The sequence below is a fragment of the Pseudomonas sp. NPDC007930 genome (assembly GCF_042958985.1).
Lineage (GTDB): Bacteria > Pseudomonadota > Gammaproteobacteria > Pseudomonadales > Pseudomonadaceae > Aquipseudomonas.
Window position 1 is genome coordinate 396,873 of the sequence record NZ_JBIBKC010000004.1, and the last position, 21,052, is coordinate 417,924.

Sequence of the window (21,052 nt, forward strand, 5' to 3'; positions counted from 1 at the left end):
GTCCATGCAATGTAAGCGGCCAGCAAACAAACCTTGCACAGATCAGGCAGGCATCCACTGATGCGGCAGCAGCTGCTCGATCTCGCTGGCCCGCTGCGTCGGCAACCGCGTCAGCACATCCTTGAGATAAGCATACGGATCATGCCCATTGATGCGCGCCGACTGGATCAGGCTCATGATCGCCGCCGCCCGCTTGCCGCTGCGCAGCGACCCTGCAAATAACCAGTTCGAGCGCCCAAGCGCCCAAGGCCGGATCAAGTTCTCGATCTGGTTGTTGTCGATGGGCACAGCACCATCTGCCAGGTAGCGCGAGCGCTACCCAGCGTTTGAGGCTGTAATCCAGGGCCTTGGCCGTGGCTGAGCCGTCGGGCACAAGTTCACGTTGGGCCAGCATCCACTCATGCAGTTTTCCAGCGATGGGCACCGCTGTTTCCTGGCGTAATCGCCAACGGTCTTCGTCGCTCATTTCCTTGGCGTGTCGCTCGACTTCGTAAAGCCCGCCAATCGAGTGAAGCGCCTGCTCTGCCAATTGGCTTTTGTTGGCTACATGCAAGTCAAAGAACTTACGGCGTGCATGGGCCATGCAGCCGATTTCGGTGATGCCCAGCTCGAAGCTAGCCTTGTAGCCTGCGAAGTCGTCACAGACCAGCTTGCCGTTCCAGGTGCCCAGGAAGTTGCGTGCGTGTTCACCGGCACGGCTGGGGCTGAAGTCGTAGACCACGGCCTTGAGGGCCGAGAATGGCGTAGTGCTGTAGGCCCAGACATAAGCGCGGTGGGTTTTCTTCTCGCCGGGCGCCAGCATTTGTACCGGCTTTTCATCGGCGTGAACCACGCGCTGGGCCAGCACCACTTCGCGCAATGCATCGACCAGCGGCTGAAGCTGTACGCCGGTTTGGCCCACCCACTGCGCCAGGGTCGAACGTGGTATAGCCAGGCCGGCACGGCCGAAGATCTTTTCCTGTCGATACAGCGGCAGGTGGTCGGCGAACTTGGCTACCATCACGTGCGCCAGCAGGCCGGCAGTGGGAATACCCTTGTCGATCACCTGTGGGGGTACCGGGGCCTGGATCAGTGTTTCGCACTGCCGGCAGGCCCATTTCCCACGCACATGCTGTTCGACGGTGAACACGCCCGGTGTGTAGTCCAGCTTTTCGCTGACGTCTTCACCGATGCGCTGAAGCTGGCAGCCGCACGCGCACTGGGTGTTGTCCGGCTCGTGATGGACTACAGTGCGGGGGAACTGCGGTGGCAACGGCGCACGCTTGGGTTGCTGGCGTGGCTCTTCCTGCGCAGGTGCGGGATGAAGGGCTTTTAACTCCGCCTCGATGGCTTCTAGGTCGGTATTGAGCAGGTCATCGAGCAGGCTGCCCTGCGCCGGGCTGATCTGCTCGCTGCGCTTGGCGAACTTGTGCCGTTTAAGGATGGCGATCTCGTGAGTGAGCTGCTCAATGATCGTTTCATCGCGATGGATCTTTCGGCCCATAGTATCGACCTTGGACATCAATTGCGCAGCCAGTGCGCGCAGTTGTTCGGGGGTCATTTGGTCGAGATCGGGCAAGGAAGTCATGGGCTGGATTTTACCAAAGCAGCCCGACTGCTTCAGCTAAAAGGCAGCATTTAAAGCAATGTAATTGCGCCGCCCGCACCGACTCTTTGCCAGGGTAATCCCAGTACCAGCGCCTGGAGTTGTTCGGGGTCGAGTTCGACTTCCGCCCCGCGACGGATGACCGGCCAATGAAATTTTCCTTGATTCAAACGCCGTGCCGCCAGCCAGATACCGACGCCGTCGTGCACCAGGACTTTCATGCGGTTGGCCCGGCGGTTTGCAAAAAGGTAAGCGCAGTGCGGCTTCGCCGCACCGAATACCGCGACCACTCGGGCCAGCGCAGTCTCAGTGCCGGCGCGCATGTCCATAGGCTCGGTGGCGAGCCAGATGGCATCGACGCGAATCATTGGGCCAGGCCACGAATCAAACAGGCGCAGCCGTCCGGATCCGAGGCTGGCCATTTTACGGTGATGGATTTATCACCCAGAGGCAGCGAGATGATCACCATCTCTTCTGTTGCTCGCCTTGGTACCGTTTTTACCGGAACGAAAGCCGGCAAGGTTACAGGCGATTGATCCCGGTAAGCCGGTAGCCACTTGCGGATCACGTTAGCATTGATGCCGTGATGGATGGCTACGCTGGAAATTGTCGCTCCGGGTTGCAAGCATTCCTGGACGACCTGGGCTTTGAATGGTTTGGGGTAAGAGCTTCGTTGGCGCATGGAAATCCTGGCGATAAGGGTGATCGCGTCCGCTTAAAATACGCGGACACCATCGCCCTTAATGCTGGATTTCGGTAGGTGACATCACCGGACGGTTACTGAGCTGTATCTAGCTCGCCCATCATTAGCTCGAACTCTTGGGCCGTAAGCTGTCTTGGCTTATTGTCGCGCGTCACCTGACCTCCGAGGATCATCCTTAAGAACTAGGATGAGCTATTGCAGATTTTTCGATCGTGGGAAAAGGATGCTCAACTTATTCCCCCTCAGCGCAGCCCCCGGAATCTGAGAAACGCGGCTATCCTCAAGCTGGGGATCAAAGGCTCTGCGCCATCGTTACTTGACCAAGTCGCAACGCAGGCGGGACATCCTCTCCCATTTACGACTGGCCACTATGTGGTTCCAAATGAGAGTTATCCTACGAGTGTCCGCAGAAGGTAAACAAACAAGAGGTCATTGAGTTTTTTGGTCACGGCTAGGCCTGCTCGCATAGGGCCCAGCCGAGGTGCACGGATATCGACTATGTCGTTTACCCCGGCTTGGCTAGGCCAATGCGGAGAACACATAGACGCTCCACTTGGGCTTCAACGACTTCGCTGAAGAGGCGAGATGACAATGTCCCAAAGCGCCTCGGCGGCGCCTTCTTGAGACAGCTTCTGGTCTTTCGGGCTGCGAAACGACGCCATCCCCATAGTCCGCCAGTAAAGGGTTTGGTCGTCTGATTCGACGTGAAGGGCCTCATTGAAGGAGCCACCGCTGAACGAATCGCCTTGACTGTAATAGATGCCAGCTCCCAGCTGGCCGCCGACGAAGACAGAAGCCTTGGCTATGTCTCGTCCATCTTTGTAAATGGTCGCAGAGAAACGGTTTCCATCAATCCGGCGGAAGACGCCTTGGTATCCCTCGTTTCGAGCCTGCAGCTCCGCCAGCGAATTCTCAAAGTAGCGAGCTATATACTCGAAAGATTCAAGTTGGAACTGATCCTTATCGAGTTGGGTAAAGGACTTGGCTAACCTAAGGTTGCTGGAACGCGGCCCCGGGCTGGGACTAAGGGCTGCTGCAACTGGCATCGCATAATCGGGGCGTACGCTTCTCAGAGGCGCCACAGGTTTATCGGTTCGCCATTGTTCAGCTGCCTTGCGAACTTCCTTCGCTACCTGCAGGAATGCCTCATCCCGATCAGCCCAGAGGGTTACTGGCTTTCCGTCCGAGGGGGTGCCGAGCAGCTTACCGAATGGAGCATAGTGCCAATCGCAGGCCCGCAGGATTACGGGAATGACAATCGCCTGCTTCGCGTCATGCCGTTCCATGGCACGAGTCATTTCGACGTTGTAGCAGTAGTCGGATGCAATGAAATCGGGGCTAACCAACAGCAGAATAATCTCGTCGGTATTGATGTGCTCATCAATGGCAGCATCAATCTCTTGGCCAGCATTGATTCGCCGATCATGCCAGGTCTCGATAACACCCTGACGCTTCAGCATGGACAGCTGTTTTTCGAGCTGGTCTCGCAACCCCTCGTCTGCATGGCAGTAGGAGAAAAATACGTTCGGCAAGGTAATGACTCCATGCAGGTTGGGCGACTCGATCTTACGACCTAAATGCAATCCAATTCAAACCGATCACCTCGATGCTGGCGTGGAACCAAAAAAGCTGTCTGATCGTCGATGATTTCCCCGATGTGGAGAAGGCTTCTTGCGTAGGTGTCCTGATCGAAAGCTCCAGCGCCCCCGATGCACGGCGCCTGAGCATGCGAGACAGCCTCCCTTTGCCAAGCTGAAAGTCAGATACAGATCAGTTGGAAGCTAGATACCTGTCACCTTGCGCAGTCACTTCAGGGATCGGGCGGCCATCATGAAGTTAGTGCTGAGCCAGGCTGGCAATGACCCCAAAGCAGCACCGATCATATAGACGGTATTCACCGGCAAACTCTATGCACGTCGCCCAGCGCCCAGACTCGGCGCGTACAACCTAATCGTAGCCAGGCATACGTAACGAACAACGCTGCTGGCGCCCTCGATCTCAGTTGCCAGAAACCTGCAATGCTGCTCTCCATCAACTGACCGAGCTAAATTTGAGGTTATGGTCTATTACCAGTTCGGCGAACTGCAGGAGGTCATTGATCGACCCTCGACCCGTACGATCTAAGTGAAGGCCCATTATCCCGACCGACCTCGGGCCATCTTGATCACATCGTTTAGAGTCTCCAGTCATGACAACCCCACCTTTTCTCTCGTCCAGATAATGACCCGGCTCTATCCCCATGTGAGCGCAAACCGCTTGGTAGATAGCGGGATTAGGTTTCATCAGACCTAGCTCATAGCTGTATGCATAGCCATGCAGTTTTGGGAATAACCGCCTGACGACCGGCCCGTAAGGGCTGGCTAGATTTGAACAGACGCCCACTTTCAGCCCTGCATCCAGCAGGCGGGGGATGGCCTCCAAGGCGTCAGAAAAAGGTCTGATAGACGAGAGCTCCAACTCTAATGCTTGGCTCATTTTCTCCCTTTGCAATGGCGTTAGCGCTATGCCTAGAAATGAAGCCATCTCGTCGATCGCCAGGTTTTTCGTCATGACAAGGCCAAGGCTTTCTGAACCTGAAGCGATGCCCTGCCGACGCCCCTCCCTGATGAGCTCCCTATAGGGGTTTGTTGGGTGATCGATTCGAAGAATTGTTCCGAATGCATCGAGCACCACGGCATTAATCATTCAGCTAGCCTCATGTCGGTAACCGTGGACAGAGTCATTACCCATGACCTCCCATACCTTTCAAAACAACCGCACTGCAGCGGAAAGGGTCATGGATGTTCGACGTCCACGCCCAAGCAACACGTAGATTTTGTTCTCAGTCAGGAAAAACATTCCGTCAGTAAAATCAACCAAAGGCGTCGTACGAAACCATTGCGACTTAGCCGACGTCGAGCTGTCGTACAGCGTGTCGAAGACCAGCAACATCATCGGTTTTTTTCCTTCGACGTTTAGCTCTTCAACAACGAGATCGGGGGCTTCTAGGTCGAGCCATACCCATTCGCCCGGTATACAAAAGCTACGGCCTGGGAATTTCTGGTGAGTAACTCGAATTGCCTCATCAAGCTCGATTTGACTTGCTGTCATGACTGAGCTCGGGCCGATCATTTGCCGGATATCAAAGTCCTGCATGGTTGCTCCTTCTTCATTAAATCCGTCCGAAGCGTGGTTTACCTGACCTGTCGGAAGCCGTCCCACGACAAAGATTGCTCATGTCTGGGGCCTTAGAGTCGATCACGTACCGACCGACCACGGACGCACAGCTGACTCAATGCAAATTGCTAACAGCGTCACCAGGGTTCGACCGAAAAAGCCTGGTCTGTCCCAGAAAGGGATTTTCCCCTTCATGAACCAGTAAGTAGTAACTGCCCGAAAACGTGATGGCTATCGTCCAGCCCCGCTCTTCCTGCAGTCGTATGATCTGTGACGTACGGATCATACGTCCGTCCTGAAATCTACTGCTCAGATCCATAAACACCCGACCGACCAGACACGGGAATTCAACCTCCGGCATCCACAAGAATGCACCTACTGGCGTGGTGAATTTCAAGGCAGCTGCAGCCAGAACCTGTGGCGGCCAATCTACGACGGTCGCCATTAGTCACACCCCGGGGTAACGTGCTCCGAGGCTATGACGTAATGATCTTGAGCATCGATGGTTTGAAGCAGCGCGAAGCCCCCTTTCTTCGAAATTTCCCGTACCGGGGGAGTCGCCACAGTCGCCCCATCGGGCGAGCCCGACTGATCACAATAGACGGTAGCTGCGTAACGATTGCCGACGCGTGCAGCATCCACGAGATACGCATCTACAAAGACGCCCCATTCCTGAGACTTCGCCTGAGCAACCTCGCTCGGCGGCGAATGCCCCTGCGCTCCGCTACGATGGGACTCGCAGCCTGTGAGACGAATAACGTTTGATTTCAAAGCACATGCGCTCCTCAGATTTCAATCTCAAAAAAGGGATCAAAGCCCGTTGATTCATTGGGGTAGCCACGAGGATTTGAAACAACTCGGCAACCCGCCAACTCCACGTCGACAAATTCGTGGGTGTGCCCAAAGATCCAGAGATCAGCCTCCTGAATTAACTCGGGCCAGTCGTTTGTATAGGCGGCATTGAGATTCCCCTCGTGCTTGCCTCCGACTACTGCCGAGGACGGGGAATGGTGAGTGACCACGATAGTCTTCCCCTGAAACGGCTTCGCGAGCTCCTGCGCCAACCAGGCTCTGGCCATGTGATTTCGGACGATTAGATCAGCCGGCCTCAAACGTCGATACCCTGCATCGATGCGGATATAGTTGAAGTCGTTCATACGCTCCCAAGCCATCGCTGTCGCTGCAACTTGACTGCCAGTAGAGCTGAAATCAGTCCATCCGGTCGTGCCCAAGATCCGAATGTCATTGAGGATGACGAGGTCATTTTCGAGCACATGGACGTGAGGCTCGGCAGCGTCTCTCATCTTCTGCAGCGTGCGGTCGATATGCCCGTCATAGAACTCATGGTTACCGCAGACATACGCGACTTGGCAACTGAATGTCTCATTGGCCCATTTCACACCCCTTGCCTTTTTATCGATATCACCGCCAAGGATGACCAAGTCGACAGCGGGATCAAGGGCTGGCGGATGGAAGAGATGAAATTCGTTGTGAAGGTCTGAGACGACATACAGTCGCATGCGGCTAAACTCGATTTAGGTGATTATTGATATTTCATAGCGAAACCATGCACCCGCGAAGGCTCAGCGCTTTCAGCGACCGGACGGCAGAAACCATCGACAAGGCAATAGCCGTGCCCGGAATGGGCAATATAGACCGTAGTTCCGGGCAGTGCAACATGGCTACATCCTCACTTTTGAGGAAACCCAATGTCGAATCGCGCAGGCTTGGCTGCCGCTCTCAGAGCAGTCAGGGCCATACGAGGACTCGCGCAGAGCGATCTTGGGGAAGCTGCTGATCGGAAGTTTGTCTATCGCATCGAGCAAGGCAAGTCGGACGTTACGCTCGGCAAGCTTGATGAGATCGCTCAAGCCGTCGGAATACACCCCATCACTCTCATGGTGCTCGGAGCTGTTTCGAGTTCTGATCAAGCCGCCTCCAATATCTTGCAGGTTGTGCAATCTGAGCTGGACGCTTTTGAAGTGGCGGGTGGTTTTGATGCATTGGATCGCCAGGTCAAAAACGGAGCGATGGTCAGCCGAGTTCACGAGCGCCAGAAGCGGCTTGAGGCCGTCCAGGAGTGCAAAGCTGCAGGCATGACCCAGCGTGAAGCGGCTCAGAGGCTGAAGCTCGCAAAATCGACCGTCGCAGATCTTTGGAATTTATAAATTAGTCAGGCTAGCTCGCTTGATCGGCTGATGGGCGGACAGGCCATACCATGATGGATGAGTGCATTCATCTTTTGCGCTTGATCCCATTAGAACGTAGGACGATCTGTTTGCCGTTGAAGGCTCATGGGCGAAGGCTGAATGCTCTCCTGGGTAATTCGACCAAAGTCATGACCATCTTCCCCACCTATCGAGAACCGGTTAATCTAGGCGCCATCTTTTGGCCACTATTACCTAGCCAGGACGGCAGCTGTGACATCGCGAACCGTAATAGAACTGAGGCCGACACATTTCGAAGCCTCCCCTCGTTATCTGTATTCTGAATCAGCCTCACGCGCCGTGAAGGCCTCAGCACTCGTTCAGTGCGATTTGAAGATCGTGGCCATCACCAGCGCTCCGCTGGCCGTACGCTCAGCGACTACGCGCGATTGTTTTCAAGTTTTTTATGAAATAGTCAATTCTTGTTACCAACGCCAGATCAAGCCTATATCGGATGGCACCGCCCCCAACGATATTCATCGGTGTTTTAAATGAAATTACATGAAGTAGCCACCCGAGAGCAATCAGGTAGAGACACGATTAATCGTTTTCGCGCTCAGTTCAGGGCTGCTACAATTGAAAGCCTGGCCTTACTAGAGAACAAAGACATTGAGAGAATTTACTGCGACTACCATGAAGACTATGTCGTAAAATACGTCACAGACTCAAAGGCACAGTACCGATTCGTCCAAGTCAAAACAAAATCCCAACTTAATTATCGCTACACCATACTCGAAGTATTTGGCTTAAAAAAACGACCAAAGAAAAACCCGGAGCATGCATTGCCCGACAGCTTTGCAGGAAAACTTCTGCTGCATATCGAAAACTTTGGGGATAGCTGTCACTCTATCGAGATCAAGACAAATATAAACTTCGATGATGAAGTAGAAGCCATCATCGCCGAAATCGAACAAAAAGGCACCATCGGAGACCACACATCTGCTCTCATCGCAGAGACTAAGAAGCTAATATTAAGTTTAGACGGCAAGGATCAGCAAGACGTTATTGAGTTTTTATCACATTTGAAGATAGAGCCTAGACACAGCATCCTTGACGAAGATGACGAGCTCTTTGTGTCACTAGCTTCTAGTAAGATATTCCGATACAGCGAAATAAACCTCACGCCTGACGAAGTAAAAAAGATCATCATTCAACTTTTGTCCTGCATTGAAGAAAAATCATCTGGCGTACTCAACTTCAACATTCAAGAAAAGGATTTGGACAGCTTTGCGAGCATTTGCATAGATGACGTGCTTAATACGCTTTCTATCACAAAGTCTACCTACGAGATGCTGCGAGCTGGTGGGGATGAGAAAGCACTAAAATCCGCATCTATTCTTCAAAAAATGCTTTTGAGGTCAGGGTTTTCAGCAAACACCGTCGACACATTTGCTGGATACAAATGCCAATGGGAAAGCTGGCATCGTATACATCGCCACGAGCTTCCTGACTTTCTCATGACAGTAGCCACTGAAATGATAATTGAATCTGCTCGAAAACTGGCATGGGGCACAATAAAAATGCCAGACCTTACACTTGAAGTAAGAACCCTCAATGCCGCACTCAAAGTACAGCTTTGCCGTGAGGACATCACTCTCGAACTAACCCTTGGGGCAGTGTTATCCGAGTTGGTTAGAGGAGAGGTCTCATGAGCATATTAGAAGCTATTAATATCGCCAGCGAAGAGGCAGATGGATTCATTACACACAGTGCGCCACGTTCTCGGAAAGACGCTTTACAAAATGAAAGCTTGTTTCACATGCCTTTGATTGCGCTGACGATCATGCTACTCGGCAAAGGCAGTTCGAAGCCTAGGGCCGATGAGATAGGCATGTTTGTTGGCATGTGTTTCGAGCAGAGCCTGTCGACTTTCAAGGGTTCTAGTCAAGAGTTGGGGTGGTCAGCAAACCTAAGAATCCGGACGGTGCGCGCGCTCACCTTTCTGGAGACCGCCGAGTTTGTAAAGGTTAACAAAAACACCTACAGAGTTGAGACCACCACCTCTGGACGTAAAATCCTAGACAAGCTTACAGAAGAGAACACGAAACTATGTTTATTTCTGCTGACCGCTCAGCGGGCCTATCGGAACATTTGTAAGGAAAACGCAGAAGAGGCGAAGCTTCATGAGATTTGAAACTCTTGAAATTATACCTAATGGCCCATCAGGTTGGGGTTCGGGTGAGCTAAGGTTTGGCGAAGTTATCACTCAACTTTATGCAATCAACGAAAGCGGTAAAACTCCGCTTATAATGTCGATCCTCTTTTGCTTAGGCCTCGACATAAAGTTTAGGGCGGACATTACCCAAAACTGCCGACTCGCTAGACTAACCATTAATATAGGCACAAGGCTGTTTTCATTTGAGCGCGTCATCGCCGAAAAATTCGATGTCACCATCAGAGAAAATGAGAAAACGGTTGACCGCTTTTACAATGATGAAGATCTTTCTAGTTTTATTTTTAAAGAGCTAGGTATAAAAACAGACCGCTTGATTACATCTAGCGGAACTCCCACACCCCCCTATTTCACTGGACTGATACCCCTATTCTATTTAGACCAAGACAAGGGGTACTCTGACTTTTATTCGCCACGACAAAATTTTATCAAAGACCAATATACAGAAATGGTACGTTTGATCAACAAACTGCCAGCTTTGAATATTTACGACAAAAAACGAAAATCAATTGACGTCCGCAAAGAAATTGACCACCTGCACACCAGCGTTGTCGCGAGTCGTAAACTGCTTGAGAGACTCCAGCAAGACCTACCACTTCCCAAAAGAAACATAGAAAGTGTTGAGAAGCTTATAACCGCCGCCAAAGAGCGCATGCAGAGTCTAAAACACTCCAAAAATATAAAAAGTGAGGCCATCTCCAGCTTAGATGAAATTTTTCTCGAACGTCAAAATCAACTCAGACAGCTTCTACAGCAGCAAAATCTTTTGGAATCCAAGATTTCTGGATTCAACACCATTAAGCAAGAAATTGAAAGTGAGATCGAGACACTCAGTTTAAACGAAGATGCAAGACGGACATTTGTCCTCTTCTCCGAGTTATGCAGCACCCCAAACTGCGGCATGTTCATGGCCAGTGCTGAGTCCTATGGCAAAAGCCTTCTCTATCTCAAAGACCAGATTAAAGATTTAGAAATATCTACGGCAGCGAATATGCAGCTAGCTGAAGCCGTCCATACCGCCAGGACTACTGTGGAAAAGCAGATTGAAGACTTGACTCACCAGAGAACGCTTGCTGAGCGAGAATCGGGGGTAGAGGCCTTCATCGAGGCAATCAGTCGTACCACGACTGATCTTTTCGAACTGCAACAGGAAAAAGAAAAGTACAAAAAAGTCGATGACCAGAATGCCCAGCATGCAAAACTCATCGAACGTCGTGATCGAGCCCTTACCCTCTATGAATCCTTGCAACGAACGCAAGAGCAGTCATCTGAGATTGTACGACTGCGGCTGCGCCTTTCCGAAGGCATGACGAAATGGCTCGGCATTCTGCATGCGAGAACCATACCTCAGTTGGTGACCGTTGATTCCTATCTGAAGCCAACCATGGGAGAGGAAAAGCTGGACATCTTCAAGGGCAGTTCAAAAACCAGGACTGTCCTGGCCTACCATGCTGCGCTGTTTGAAATTTGCCTCATCGACCCACTGTCACCGTTCAGAGTACTCATTCTAGACACGCCTAAACAGCAGGATATTCCAAATGAGCACCTTGACTCGTACGTCCAGGAATTGCGGACTGTCGCAGCGAGACACAATGGCCAGGTGATATTTTCGACCTCCAGTTATCGATATACGCCCAATGAGGAAACAGATGAAGAATGGTTGCCGGGCTTCGTCACTTCTGGTGAACCGATGTATTTGGGGTCACCAGAAGCACTAGAATAGGTGCCTCCGGAGTCAGTCTGATCGATCCTAAGAAATCGAATCCCGCGCACCAATCGGTGCGCGATCAAGCTCGGTTAATGGAACACTCGACCAGCTCTCACCCTCTCCGCAAAGCCATCCCCACATCCCGCGCCGTCGGTGACCTATCGCCCCCTTTTTTGGGCCGCAGTCGCCACCATCGAAACAGAATGGTAGGTAGGTGGCGCCTGAAGAGGCGGTGCATTCAGGGTGCAGGCGAATTGGCCTTTATCCGAGTCCCTTACTCACATGTGAGCCGACACCGGAGCCAGGCTGTAGCGATAGTCAATTTGAAGGAGGCCCTGGAAATAGCCTACCTCATATACACATATACACGCTAATGTTCCATTCCAAGATGTAGGTATGGCTACACACATACACAGTTTCCTAAAGTCTTGTCCTATAAGGGTTCGATTCCCTCTACCCGCTCCAGTTTCTCCCTCCGCAGCGCCCTGCTCTCCCAGCTTTTCTCTTCAGTTTCCAGCTACCCCCCACGCGCCGCCCCCGCGCGATCGGCAATCTCGTTCCACAGATGCATCGCCGCATATGCCCGCCAGGGCCGCCAGCTTTCGGTGTAATGGCGCTGCTGCGCCGGCTTCGCCAGTTCGGGCGCGCGCAGGGCGATGGCTTGCATCAGCACCAGGTCGGTGGCCGGCCAGGCGTCGGTGTCGCGCCAGGCGCGCATGGCGGTGTACTCCACCGTCCAGGGGCCGATGCCGGGCAGGGCCAGCATCGCGGCGCGCAGTTGTGCAACATCCGGCTCGGCATCCTCCAGCGGCAACGCACCCTCCGCCACTGCCTGGGCGAAGCCCTGCAAGGCCGCCACGCGCTTGCCCGGCATGCCGATGCGCTCGAGGTTGGCCGCGGCCAGCGCCGCGGGGGTGGGGAAACACCAGGGCGCGGCCTCATGGAACGGGCTCGGCGCCGGGGCGCCAGCGCGTTGCACCAAGCGCCCGGTGATGGTGGTGGCGGCCTTTACGCTGACCTGCTGGCCGACGATGGTGCGCACCACCAGTTCGAACGCCGACCAGGCCCCGGGGATGCGCAGCCCCGGCGCCCGGTCGAGCAGGCCGGCCAGCCACGGGTCATGGGCCAGGCCCTGGCGCACCGCGCCGGGGTCGGTGGCCAGGTCGAACACCCCGCGCAGCTTGGCTTGCATCGCGCCCAGTGCACGGCTGGCTTCGCCGCTGGCCTGTACGATCAGGCACTGCCGGGCGGGGTCATCGCGCACCCGCAGGCTGCCGGGCAGCCCTTGCCAATGCACGGTGCGCAGGTACTGCCCCTGCTCCACCGCCTCCACGCCCGCACTGGCGCGGCCGCCGAAAAACCGCAGCATGCGCGGCCAGTCGAAGGGGGGTTGGTAGGGCAGCTCGAGTTCGTCGGTGGGGTGGCCGTGGGTGATTTTCATGGGCGCCATGGCACCACAACCACGCTGGGTGGTGCAACGCCCTCAATGCAACCCCAACCGCTCATCCTGAGCCTGCCGCCCAGACCACTGGCTGTAGGTTTCCCGCGCCTGCTCGAGCCAGCGCTCCCATTGCTGGTCATCGACCAGGTGGAAGTCACGCAGCGCATAGAGGTAACCCACGGTGGTGGTGTAGTTGCTCAGGGCCAGGGCGTCGAAGTCGGCGCTGGCGATGGCGTTGATGCGCTCGGCAACGCGGGCCTGTACCGAATCCTGCGGTAATACCATGGTGCGGCTCCTGGAAGTGGATCCCGCGGCGCGGGCATGAGCCTAGGAGCGCGCCGGCGGGCCCAAGTTCAGCGCCGCTCAGCGGGTGGCGAGCACGAACAGGCGCGGGAACGGCAGCAGCACGGTGCCGTCTTCGAGCTGGCCATACGCCTGGCCCACCGCCGCCTGGTACTGGGCGAGAAAGGCGCTGTGTTCGTGTTCATCCAAGCGCGCCAGGTAGGGCCGCAACGCCGAGCCCTTGAACCACTCCACCACCGCCGCCGGGCCGCCGGCCAGGGCGTGGTAGTAGGTGGTGCGCCATACCTCCACCTCGCTGCAGTGGCCGCGCAGCAAGCGATAGTAGAAGGCCGCATCGTGCCGTGGCGGCAGGGCGAAGCCGTCGAACTTGCTGGCCCACGGCCCTTGCGCAGCGGTTTCGCGCAGCAGCCGGTGGGCGGGCTCTTCGAGGTTGTCGGGGGTTTGCACGGCCAGCGCGCCGCCAGGGTTCAAGCGGCTCACCAGGTGCGGGTACAACTGCTCGTGGGCCGGCACCCATTGCAGCGAGGCGTTGGCGAGGATCACATCGTAGTGGGCATCCGGCGCCCAGTTGCCGATGTCGGCCATCTCGAAGCTCAGCGCCGGCAGCCGGGCACGGGCGGCGGCGAGCATGTCTTCGGCGTTGTCCAGGCCGGTGACCTGCGCCTCGGGAAAGCGCTCGGCCAGCACTTCGGTGGAGTTGCCCGGGCCGCAGCCCAGGTCTACCGCCACCCGCGGCTGGCCCACCTGGATCGCCGCGACCAGGTCGCGAACCGGGCGCGTGCGTTCACGCTCGAACTGGCTGTACTGGCGGGCTGACCACGACATTGCTACACCTCCTGTTCGCTGCAGTTACTGGCGGAAATCCCGAGTGGCGAACTCCCGCTCACGCCCCTTGGCGCTTTTGACGATCAAATGGGTGCCCTTCTGCACGTAGCTGAGGGCGCCTTCTTCATGCCAGCGGCCGGGGCTTTTCTTGTCGTCCTGGTAGCTGGCCCAACTGACCTTCTCCTCACCGGAGAACTGGCAGCGGTACTGCGAGCGCTGCGGGCTGCCTTTGTGGATGTAGACGATCTCCGGGGTATTGCCGCTGTGGGTGATGCGCATCCGCGAGATCTCATGGCCCACTTCCAGCGCCACCACCGCCTTGCAGATGTCCGCGTGGGTATAGCCACCGGCCAACACCGGGCCGGCGGCCAGCCAGGCACCCCACAGCAGGTTACGAGCCTTCATGCGCAATCCTCGAAAACATAGGGCTGAAAGCCAGCCACTCTAGCCAATGGCCGGCGTGCCGGCCAGCCGGTGCTGGCGATTTCATGTTAGCGCACCGCCAGCGTGCCCATCGAACGCTGGGCGCGGGCGGGGGTCAGTGTTGTAACCCCCGAGGAGCAGAATAATGATCAACCTCCACGAGCTCAGCGTGGTGCTCGAGAAGCTCTACGAAAACCAGGTCGCCCTGGCCGCCTCGATCGAGGAGCTGGCGCTGTGGGCTGAGGTGCGCGCCGAGGACGACGCGCTGGCGGAAAACATCCGCGGCGCCCTCGACACTCTGGACCGCAACGCCGACACCATCAGCCATGCGATCACCACCTTGCGCCTGCCGCCGGCTCAGTAGCCTTCCTGCTCCAGCACCTGGGCGACCGTGGCCTTGGCCGGGCGCCCGTAGAACTTCAGCAACTCGGCCGCGCGGTTGGTGAAGATGCCGTCGACGCCGGCGTCCATCACCTTCTTGTAATCCACCGGGTCATCCACGGTGTACACGTGCACCAGCATGTTCTTGCCGTGGGTGTACTGGTTCATCCAGGGCTGCACCAGGTCCATGTAGCTTTGCTCGCCGCCGTGGGTGAGCGCCGCTGATGGGCCGGTACCGATCGCGCCCTGGGCCTTGGCGAAGTCGACCCACTGCTCGAAGGCGGCTTTGTCCTTGGGTTGCTGCTGGGCGTAGTAGGCGGCTTTGTCTTTGGCGCCGGACTGGGCGAAGGGCACGTTGGATTTCGCCTCGATACTGCCATCACCCACCCACAGCAGGAGGATTTTCGGCACCTTGGGCATCTCTTTGGCCAGCAGTTGCAGGCTGGGTTTTTCGAAGGTTTGCAGCACCACGTGCTTGCCGGGCGCGACTTCACCGCCGGCGGTCAGCCAGCCACGCTGCTGCAGCTTCAGCTTGAGGTCGTGCTCGATGCCAGGGAACAGGCTCGGCACCTTGGTTTCCATGTACAGGCCCGGGTGGCGCTGGGGGTTGCCCTCGGCGATGTCGATGATTTCATCCAGGGTGAGCACCTGCAGGCCGGCGAACTTCGGCCGCGCGCGCTCGGGGTAGGCGGCATTGAACCAGCTGCCGGCGTCCAGCGCCTTCAACTCGGCGAGGGTGAAGGCGCTGACCGGTTGGTCCTTGCGTTCGGGGTAGCGGGTGGCGATGTCGGTGGTGCGGGTGAGGTTTTCATCGTGCAGGGCGATCAGCACGCCGTCCTTGGTGCGTTGCAGGTCCATTTCCAGGTAATCGGCACCCAGGTCACGGGCGGTGAGGTACGACGCGCGGGTCGACTCCGGCGCATCGAACGAGGCACCCCGGTGGGCGATCACCGCCGGGTGCGGAATGTTCGCGGCCTTGGCCACTTGCGCGGGGGTTTGCGCGTGCACCAGCGGGGAGGCCAGGGCCAGGGAAGCGGCCACTACGGCCAGGCTGAAACGGCGGGGCAACGGCATCGGTATGCGTCCTTTTGGCGATGAGAAGGCAAAGAGCATAGTCGCCGCTGCGCATTGCAGGCAGGTGGCACGTGCTACAGTCGCGCCCATCGACCGCCAAGAACCCGAACCCGTACCATGGCAACTGCTGAATTCGACGCGACTCTCGCCGACTGGGCCGGCCCCGGCGCCGGCACTGGCCTGCTGCTGGGCAACGGCGCCAGCCGCGCGGTGTGGCGCAGCTTCAATTACGATTCGCTCTACGAGCTGGCGCAGAAGGTTCGTAACCGGCCGCTGGCGCTCACCGACCAGGCGCTGTTCAAGGCCCTGGGCAGCGAAAACTTTACCCAGGTGCTGATCGAACTGGGCGCCACCTCACGGGTGAACGCCGCGCTGGCGATCAGCTCGACCGCGCCGCTGAACCGCTATTACTCGATCAAGGAAGCGCTGATCCACGCCGTGCGCAGCGTGCACATCGGCTGGCAGCAGCTCAACCCGAGCAGCCTGGCAGCCATGAACGCCGAGCTGCGCCGCTACAGCACGGTGTACAGCAGCAACTACGACCTGCTCTGCCATTGGGCGGTGTGGCACGCGGTAGAGGGTTTCGACGACCTGATGGACCCCGACCACGGCTTCGACCCACGGCGCTTGCACAGCCCAGCCACGCGCGTGTTCTACCTGCACGGTGGCTTGCAGTTGATCCGCAACCGCGACGGCAGCACCCGCCGCCGCAGCGCCGGCGGCAGCGAGTTGCTCGACGGCTTCGCGATCAACACCCCAGGCGATGTGCCCCTGCTGGTGAACGAAGGCCGCAGCGAAGACAAACTGCGCACCATCGGCCAGAACGCTTACCTCAGCGCCGCCCTGCAGGCCTTGGCCAGCCACCGGGGGCCGCTGTGCATCTTCGGCCACCAGTTGGGCAAGCAGGACGCGCACCTGCTGCAGGCCATTCAAAGCGCCCGGCCTGAGCGCCTGGCGGTGTCGATCTTCCCGCTCAGCGATGCCTGGGTGGTCAGCCAGAAGGCGCGTTATACCGAGTTGCTGGGGGCCGTGGCGCCGCTGGCGTTCTTCGATGCCACCAGCCACCCGCTGGGGGCGCCGGGGTTGTTGCATAAGGTGGCCGGCTGACCCCTGCAAACGCGGTCAGCTCATGGTTCCAGCGCCGCCAATACCTGGGCCGGGGCGTTATGAATGGCAGGCAGCAGCGCGCGCGCAGGGCCTTCCGGTGCGCGGCGGCCCTACTTGACCTGCAACGCGTTTACTTCAAAAACGCGCGAAGGTTGCAGTTCGCCGCGTTCGATACCGTTGATGTGCTGCACGCTCAATTGCAGCGTGTCGAACAGGTGTTTATCCATCACACCTGCTCCCCACCCAACAGCCCCTCCAAACACTGCGTCCGCACCCCATAAAACGCCTTCAACGCCTGCACTTTGGCCATCACCGGCGCGGCATCGCGGGGCTGTGGGCGTTTGACCGCGAGGATCATCTTGTTCTTGCTGGTGTGCTCCAGCGAGACGAATTCGAACACCTTGGTGTCGTAGCCACTGGCCTCGAGCAACAGCGCGCGCAGGGCGTCGGTGGCCATCTCGGCCTGCTGGCCCATGTGCAGGCCGTATTGCAGCATCGGCCCGAGCACCTCGGGGCTGCGCATTTGCGGGCGCAGCTCTTTGTGGCAGCACGGTGAGCAGAGGATGATCGCCGCGCCGGCCTGGATGCCGGTATGGATGGCGTAATCGGTGGCGATGTCGCAGGCGTGCAGGGCGATCATCACGTCCAGTTGCGCCGGGATCACCGAGCGCACGTCGCCGCATTCAAAATGCAGGCCCGGGTGTTCGGCGCTGGCGCTGGCCTGGTTGCACAACTCGACCATGTCCGGGCGCAGCTCGACGCCGGTCACATCCGCCTCGCGGCCCAGGGTGTGGGTGAGGTGGTCGTGCACGGCGAAGGTCAGGTAGCCCTTGCCTGAGCCAAAGTCCGCCACGCTGACCTTGGCCGCATCGCGCAGCGGGCTGCTGGCCAGGGCGTGGTCGAACACCTCGACGAACTTGTTGATCTGCTTCCATTTGCGCGACATCGCCGGGATCAACTGCCCGCGCGCGTCGGTGACCCCGAGGGCGCCGAGAAACGGCCGCTGCAAGGTGAGGTAACGATGTTTTTCGCGGTCGTGGGCCTGGGGCGCGGTGGCCACCGGCTTGGCCACGCTGGCGTGGTGCAGCATCGGCTTGCCCTTTTTGCTGAATTCCAGCTGCCAGGTGTCGTTTTCGGTATCGAGGTGGGCGTTGCGAAAATCCGCCGGCAGGTGCGCGGCAATCTGCTGCAACCCCTCTTCAGGCGCCAGGTGGCGGGTGAGGTCGCGGGTTTTATGCCGCAGCACGAAGCCCAGCCGTGGCTGGCCCTTGATCTGCATCGGCTTGACGGTGATGCGCTCCAGCTCTGGCGTGGGCCCTACGTGGCGGGCCAGCACCAGCTTGACCAATTGGCCTGCCGCCACGCTCTGGCGCAAGGCCTCAAGGAACCGCTCGCGCGCATCAAGGTCGGTGTTTACAGCAGGCATGGCATTGAAAGCCTCTTGGACGGCGTGAAACACGCGGATACTAAATGGACCATTCTAATTGCAACAATCACCGCCGTCGCGGCCCTCTTCACTGGATAACCCAGTGGCGATGGGTTAAAAAAGGCCAGCCTTTGCACAACAACAGGCGCGCGCACGCGCCGTTCGCCGATTTAGCAGTTCGCACCCCCGGGAATCCTCCATTGATGAACAAGTTGTATATGCTCGGCCTGGCCGCGGGCCTGGCGTGGAACACCTCTTTCGCTGCCGCGTACACCCCTCCCACCCAGGACAAGAACACGTTCATCAGCGAGCTGATGCAACGCATGACCCTCGAAGAGAAGATCGGCCAACTGCGGCTGATCAGCATCGGGCCGGACATGAACCTGGAGAAGATCCAGCAAGAGCTGGCCGCCGGGCACATTGGCGCGACCTTCAACTCGGTGGTGCCGTGGGACAACCGGGTGATGCAAGAGGCCGCCCTGCGCAGCCGCCTGCACATCCCGATGTTCTTCGCCTACGACGTGATCCACGGCCACCGCACGATGTTCCCGATCAGCCTGGGCCTGGCCGCCAGTTGGGACCTGCCCGCGGTGACCCGGGTCGGCCAGGTGGCCGCCGCCGAGGCCAGCGCCGACAGCCTCGACATGACCTACGGGCCGATGGTCGACATCGCCCGCGACCCACGCTGGGGCCGCACCAGCGAAGGCTTCGGTGAAGACACCTACCTGGTCTCGAAAATGGGCGCGGCGATGGTCCACGGCTTCCAGGGCAAGAACGCCAGCGAGCCGGGCAGCATCATGGCCATCGTCAAGCACTTCGCCCTGTATGGCGCGGTCGAAGGCGGGCGCGACTACAACGTGGTCGATATGAGCCCGCAGCGCATGTACAACGACTACCTGCCGCCCTACCGCGCCGCGCTGGACGCCGGTGCCGGCGGGGTGATGGTCGCGCTGAACTCGATCAACGGCGTGCCGGCCACCTCCAACACCTGGCTGATGCAGCAACTGCTGCGCAAGGACTGGGGCTTCAAGGGCCTGACCGTCAGCGACCACGGCGCGATCCTCGAGCTGATCAAGCACGGCGTCGCGGTAGACGCCGCCGACGCCGCGCGCCAGGCGATCAAGGCCGGCATCGACCAGAGCATGAACGACATGGCCTACGGTGTGTCGCTGCCCAAGCTGATCGAGCAAGGCAAGGTGCCGCAAAGCGAGGTCGACGCCGCCGTGCGTGAAGTGCTCTCGACCAAGTGGGACCTGGGCCTGTTCGCCGACCCGTACCGGCGCATCGGCAAGAAGGAAAACGACCCGGCCGACATCAACGCCGAAACCCGCCTGCACCGCGAAGACGCCCGCGACGTAGCGCGCCGCACCCTGGTGCTGCTGAAGAACGCCAACCATGTGCTGCCGCTGCGCAAGCAAGGCACCATCGCCGTGATCGGCCCGCTGGCCGACTCGCACACCGACATGCTCGGCAGTTGGTCCGCCGCCGGCCTGCCGAAGCAGACGGTCACCGTGCTCGACGGCATTCGTGAGGCCGTGGGCAACAGCGCCAAGGTGCTTTACGCCCGTGGCGCGAACGTCACCGACGACCGCAACAGCATCGTCTTCCTCAACAACATCATCCTCGACCACACCGAGGTGCAACCTGACCCACGCACCGCCCAGGAGATGATCGACGAAGCGTTGAAGGTGGCCGCCAGCAGCGACGTGATCGTCGCCGCGGTGGGTGAGTCACGTGGCATGAGCCACGAGTCGGCGAGCCGCACCAGCCTGGCCATCCCGGATACCCAGCGGCAGTTGATCACCGCCCTGCGCGCCACCGGCAAGCCCCTGGTGCTGGTGCTGATGAACGGCCGGCCGCTGTCGCTGGAACGCGAGAACGAACAGGCCGACGCGTTGCTGGAAACCTGGTTCTCCGGCACCGAAGGCGGCCACGCCATTGCCGATGTGTTGTTCGGCGCCTACAACCCCTCGGGCAAGCTGCCGATCACCTTCCCGCGCTCGGTGGGGCAGATCCCGATGTACTACAACCACCCGACCATCGGCCGCCCAGTGCAGCCGGGCGAACCGGGTAACTACCGCTCGCAGTACTTCGACGCCGACACCTCGCCGCTGTACCCCTTCGGCTTCGGCTTGAGCTACACCCAGTTCGATGTTTCGGACGTCAAGCTCTCGGCCGCCACCCTCAAGCCCGGCGGCAGCGTCGAGGCCAGCGTGACGGTGCGCAACACCGGCAAGCTGGCCGGCGAAACCACCGTGCAGTTGTACCTGCACGACCGCGCCGCCTCGATGGCGCGGCCGATCAAAGAGCTCAAGGGCTTCGAGAAGGTGCTGCTGCAACCGGGTGAGCAGCAAGTGGTGCGCTTCAACATCGACGTGAACATGCTCAAGTTCTACGACCAGCAATTGAAGCACGTGGCCGAGCCCGGCCAGTTCGACGTGCAGATCGGGCTGGATTCCAACGATGTGAAGCAGGCCTCGTTCGAGCTGTTGTAACCGGCGCTTTTTCAGAGCATGCCCTACCCCGGCGCCCCAGGCGCC

The 21,052-nt window shown here is 58.3% G+C and carries 19 protein-coding genes and 1 pseudogene; 7 read left to right on the forward strand and 13 right to left on the reverse strand.

Annotation, left to right across the window (positions count from 1 at the left end):
* Nucleotides 1-42: 42 nt before the first annotated feature.
* From tnpC to ACFZCE_RS12330, 7 genes and pseudogenes are all read right to left on the reverse strand, one after another.
* Nucleotides 43-1,567 (reverse strand): annotated as a pseudogene (gene tnpC, locus ACFZCE_RS12300) (IS66 family transposase).
* Between the two features lie 50 nt (nucleotides 1,568-1,617).
* Nucleotides 1,618-1,953 carry an IS66 family insertion sequence element accessory protein TnpB gene (gene tnpB, locus ACFZCE_RS12305; protein WP_065992353.1) on the reverse strand — a complete coding sequence of 112 codons (336 nt, stop codon included), beginning with the start codon at nucleotides 1,951-1,953 and terminating at the stop codon, nucleotides 1,618-1,620.
* A complete protein-coding gene (gene tnpA / locus ACFZCE_RS12310; protein ID WP_065992351.1) occupies nucleotides 1,950-2,267 on the reverse strand; it encodes an IS66-like element accessory protein TnpA in 318 nt (105 codons plus the stop codon). The genes tnpB and tnpA overlap by 4 nt, the downstream gene beginning before the upstream one ends.
* A 581-nt stretch (nucleotides 2,268-2,848) precedes the next feature.
* Nucleotides 2,849-3,820, reverse strand: a complete 972-nt coding sequence (locus ACFZCE_RS12315; RefSeq protein WP_151330729.1) for a TIR domain-containing protein — start codon at nucleotides 3,818-3,820, stop codon at nucleotides 2,849-2,851.
* Nucleotides 3,821-4,319: 499 nt separating this feature from the next.
* A complete protein-coding gene (locus ACFZCE_RS12320; protein WP_065992346.1) occupies nucleotides 4,320-4,973 on the reverse strand; it encodes an HAD family hydrolase in 654 nt (217 codons plus the stop codon).
* A 60-nt stretch (nucleotides 4,974-5,033) separates the two neighbouring features.
* Nucleotides 5,034-5,423 carry a DUF6957 family protein gene (locus ACFZCE_RS12325; RefSeq protein WP_065992345.1) on the reverse strand — a complete coding sequence of 130 codons (390 nt, stop codon included), beginning with the start codon at nucleotides 5,421-5,423 and terminating at the stop codon, nucleotides 5,034-5,036.
* A gap of 806 nt (nucleotides 5,424-6,229) precedes the next feature.
* Nucleotides 6,230-6,964 carry a metallophosphoesterase gene (locus tag ACFZCE_RS12330; protein WP_065992343.1) on the reverse strand — a complete coding sequence of 245 codons (735 nt, stop codon included), beginning with the start codon at nucleotides 6,962-6,964 and terminating at the stop codon, nucleotides 6,230-6,232.
* 189 nt (nucleotides 6,965-7,153) lie between these two features.
* On the opposite strand from ACFZCE_RS12330, the gene ACFZCE_RS12335 reads away from it, so the two are divergent.
* From ACFZCE_RS12335 to ACFZCE_RS12350, 4 genes are all read left to right on the forward strand, one after another.
* Entirely contained in the window at nucleotides 7,154-7,612 is a 459-nt protein-coding gene (locus ACFZCE_RS12335) for a helix-turn-helix transcriptional regulator (protein ID WP_065992342.1), read from the forward strand.
* Nucleotides 7,613-8,142: 530 nt separating this feature from the next.
* Nucleotides 8,143-9,303 (forward strand): dsDNA nuclease domain-containing protein, encoded by a 1,161-nt coding sequence (locus ACFZCE_RS12340; RefSeq protein WP_065992341.1) that lies wholly within the window; start codon nucleotides 8,143-8,145, stop codon nucleotides 9,301-9,303.
* Nucleotides 9,300-9,785 (forward strand): hypothetical protein, encoded by a 486-nt coding sequence (locus ACFZCE_RS12345; RefSeq protein WP_065992339.1) that lies wholly within the window; start codon nucleotides 9,300-9,302, stop codon nucleotides 9,783-9,785. The genes ACFZCE_RS12340 and ACFZCE_RS12345 overlap by 4 nt, the downstream gene beginning before the upstream one ends.
* Nucleotides 9,775-11,547 (forward strand): hypothetical protein, encoded by a 1,773-nt coding sequence (locus ACFZCE_RS12350; RefSeq protein ID WP_226506881.1) that lies wholly within the window; start codon nucleotides 9,775-9,777, stop codon nucleotides 11,545-11,547. Before ACFZCE_RS12345 ends, ACFZCE_RS12350 begins: the two co-directional genes overlap by 11 nt.
* Nucleotides 11,548-12,049: 502 nt before the next feature.
* On the opposite strand, the gene ACFZCE_RS12355 is transcribed toward ACFZCE_RS12350, so the two are convergent.
* From ACFZCE_RS12355 to ACFZCE_RS12370, 4 genes are all read right to left on the reverse strand, one after another.
* Nucleotides 12,050-12,973, reverse strand: a complete 924-nt coding sequence (locus ACFZCE_RS12355) for an AlkA N-terminal domain-containing protein (protein ID WP_390939228.1) — start codon at nucleotides 12,971-12,973, stop codon at nucleotides 12,050-12,052.
* Nucleotides 12,974-13,015: 42 nt separating this feature from the next.
* Nucleotides 13,016-13,258 carry a hypothetical protein gene (locus tag ACFZCE_RS12360; RefSeq protein ID WP_390939230.1) on the reverse strand — a complete coding sequence of 81 codons (243 nt, stop codon included), beginning with the start codon at nucleotides 13,256-13,258 and terminating at the stop codon, nucleotides 13,016-13,018.
* 78 nt (nucleotides 13,259-13,336) lie between these two features.
* Entirely contained in the window at nucleotides 13,337-14,101 is a 765-nt protein-coding gene (tam, locus tag ACFZCE_RS12365; protein ID WP_390939232.1) for a trans-aconitate 2-methyltransferase, read from the reverse strand.
* 24 nt (nucleotides 14,102-14,125) lie between these two features.
* A complete protein-coding gene (locus ACFZCE_RS12370; RefSeq protein ID WP_390939234.1) occupies nucleotides 14,126-14,506 on the reverse strand; it encodes a hypothetical protein in 381 nt (126 codons plus the stop codon).
* Between the two features lie 163 nt (nucleotides 14,507-14,669).
* On the opposite strand from ACFZCE_RS12370, the gene ACFZCE_RS12375 reads away from it, so the two are divergent.
* Nucleotides 14,670-14,888: a hypothetical protein gene (locus tag ACFZCE_RS12375; RefSeq protein ID WP_390939236.1), complete on the forward strand. Its 219-nt coding sequence runs from the start codon at nucleotides 14,670-14,672 to the stop codon at nucleotides 14,886-14,888.
* Here the strand turns inward: ACFZCE_RS12375 and ACFZCE_RS12380 are convergent.
* The gene (locus ACFZCE_RS12380; protein WP_390939342.1) at nucleotides 14,882-15,973 is read right to left on the reverse strand and encodes a glycerophosphodiester phosphodiesterase family protein; all 1,092 of its coding nucleotides are present in this window, start codon (nucleotides 15,971-15,973) and stop codon (nucleotides 14,882-14,884) included. The genes ACFZCE_RS12375 and ACFZCE_RS12380 overlap by 7 nt on opposite strands.
* 123 nt (nucleotides 15,974-16,096) lie before the next feature.
* Between ACFZCE_RS12380 and ACFZCE_RS12385 the strand changes: the two genes are divergently transcribed.
* Nucleotides 16,097-17,086: a DUF4917 family protein gene (locus ACFZCE_RS12385; protein ID WP_390939238.1), complete on the forward strand. Its 990-nt coding sequence runs from the start codon at nucleotides 16,097-16,099 to the stop codon at nucleotides 17,084-17,086.
* 226 nt (nucleotides 17,087-17,312) lie between these two features.
* Here the strand turns inward: ACFZCE_RS12385 and ACFZCE_RS12390 are convergent, their stop codons facing one another.
* Nucleotides 17,313-18,512, reverse strand: coding sequence for a methyltransferase (locus ACFZCE_RS12390; protein WP_390939240.1), 1,200 nt, complete (start codon nucleotides 18,510-18,512; stop codon nucleotides 17,313-17,315).
* Nucleotides 18,513-18,715: 203 nt separating this feature from the next.
* Between ACFZCE_RS12390 and bglX the strand changes: the two genes are divergently transcribed.
* Entirely contained in the window at nucleotides 18,716-21,007 is a 2,292-nt protein-coding gene (gene bglX, locus ACFZCE_RS12395; RefSeq protein ID WP_390939241.1) for a beta-glucosidase BglX, read from the forward strand.
* Nucleotides 21,008-21,052 lie beyond the last annotated feature (45 nt).

Bases quoted from the DNA above. Each gene is read 5' to 3' on its own strand.
- ACFZCE_RS12385 (WP_390939238.1), top strand. From the start codon at position 16,097: ATGGCAACTGCTGAATTCGACGCGACTCTCGCCGACTGGGCCGGCCCC.
- ACFZCE_RS12360 (WP_390939230.1), bottom strand. From the start codon at position 13,258: ATGGTATTACCGCAGGATTCGGTACAGGCCCGCGTTGCCGAGCGCATC.
- ACFZCE_RS12375 (WP_390939236.1), top strand. From the start codon at position 14,670: ATGATCAACCTCCACGAGCTCAGCGTGGTGCTCGAGAAGCTCTACGAA.
- ACFZCE_RS12325 (WP_065992345.1), bottom strand. From the start codon at position 5,423: ATGCAGGACTTTGATATCCGGCAAATGATCGGCCCGAGCTCAGTCATG.
- ACFZCE_RS12390 (WP_390939240.1), bottom strand. From the start codon at position 18,512: ATGCCTGCTGTAAACACCGACCTTGATGCGCGCGAGCGGTTCCTTGAG.
- ACFZCE_RS12355 (WP_390939228.1), bottom strand. From the start codon at position 12,973: ATGAAAATCACCCACGGCCACCCCACCGACGAACTCGAGCTGCCCTAC.
- tam (WP_390939232.1), bottom strand. From the start codon at position 14,101: ATGTCGTGGTCAGCCCGCCAGTACAGCCAGTTCGAGCGTGAACGCACG.
- ACFZCE_RS12335 (WP_065992342.1), top strand. From the start codon at position 7,154: ATGTCGAATCGCGCAGGCTTGGCTGCCGCTCTCAGAGCAGTCAGGGCC.
- bglX (WP_390939241.1), top strand. From the start codon at position 18,716: ATGAACAAGTTGTATATGCTCGGCCTGGCCGCGGGCCTGGCGTGGAAC.
- tnpB (WP_065992353.1), bottom strand. From the start codon at position 1,953: ATGATTCGCGTCGATGCCATCTGGCTCGCCACCGAGCCTATGGACATG.
- ACFZCE_RS12370 (WP_390939234.1), bottom strand. From the start codon at position 14,506: ATGAAGGCTCGTAACCTGCTGTGGGGTGCCTGGCTGGCCGCCGGCCCG.
- ACFZCE_RS12345 (WP_065992339.1), top strand. From the start codon at position 9,300: ATGAGCATATTAGAAGCTATTAATATCGCCAGCGAAGAGGCAGATGGA.
- ACFZCE_RS12340 (WP_065992341.1), top strand. From the start codon at position 8,143: ATGAAATTACATGAAGTAGCCACCCGAGAGCAATCAGGTAGAGACACG.
- ACFZCE_RS12320 (WP_065992346.1), bottom strand. From the start codon at position 4,973: ATGATTAATGCCGTGGTGCTCGATGCATTCGGAACAATTCTTCGAATC.
- tnpA (WP_065992351.1), bottom strand. From the start codon at position 2,267: ATGCGCCAACGAAGCTCTTACCCCAAACCATTCAAAGCCCAGGTCGTC.
- ACFZCE_RS12350 (WP_226506881.1), top strand. From the start codon at position 9,775: ATGAGATTTGAAACTCTTGAAATTATACCTAATGGCCCATCAGGTTGG.
- ACFZCE_RS12330 (WP_065992343.1), bottom strand. From the start codon at position 6,964: ATGCGACTGTATGTCGTCTCAGACCTTCACAACGAATTTCATCTCTTC.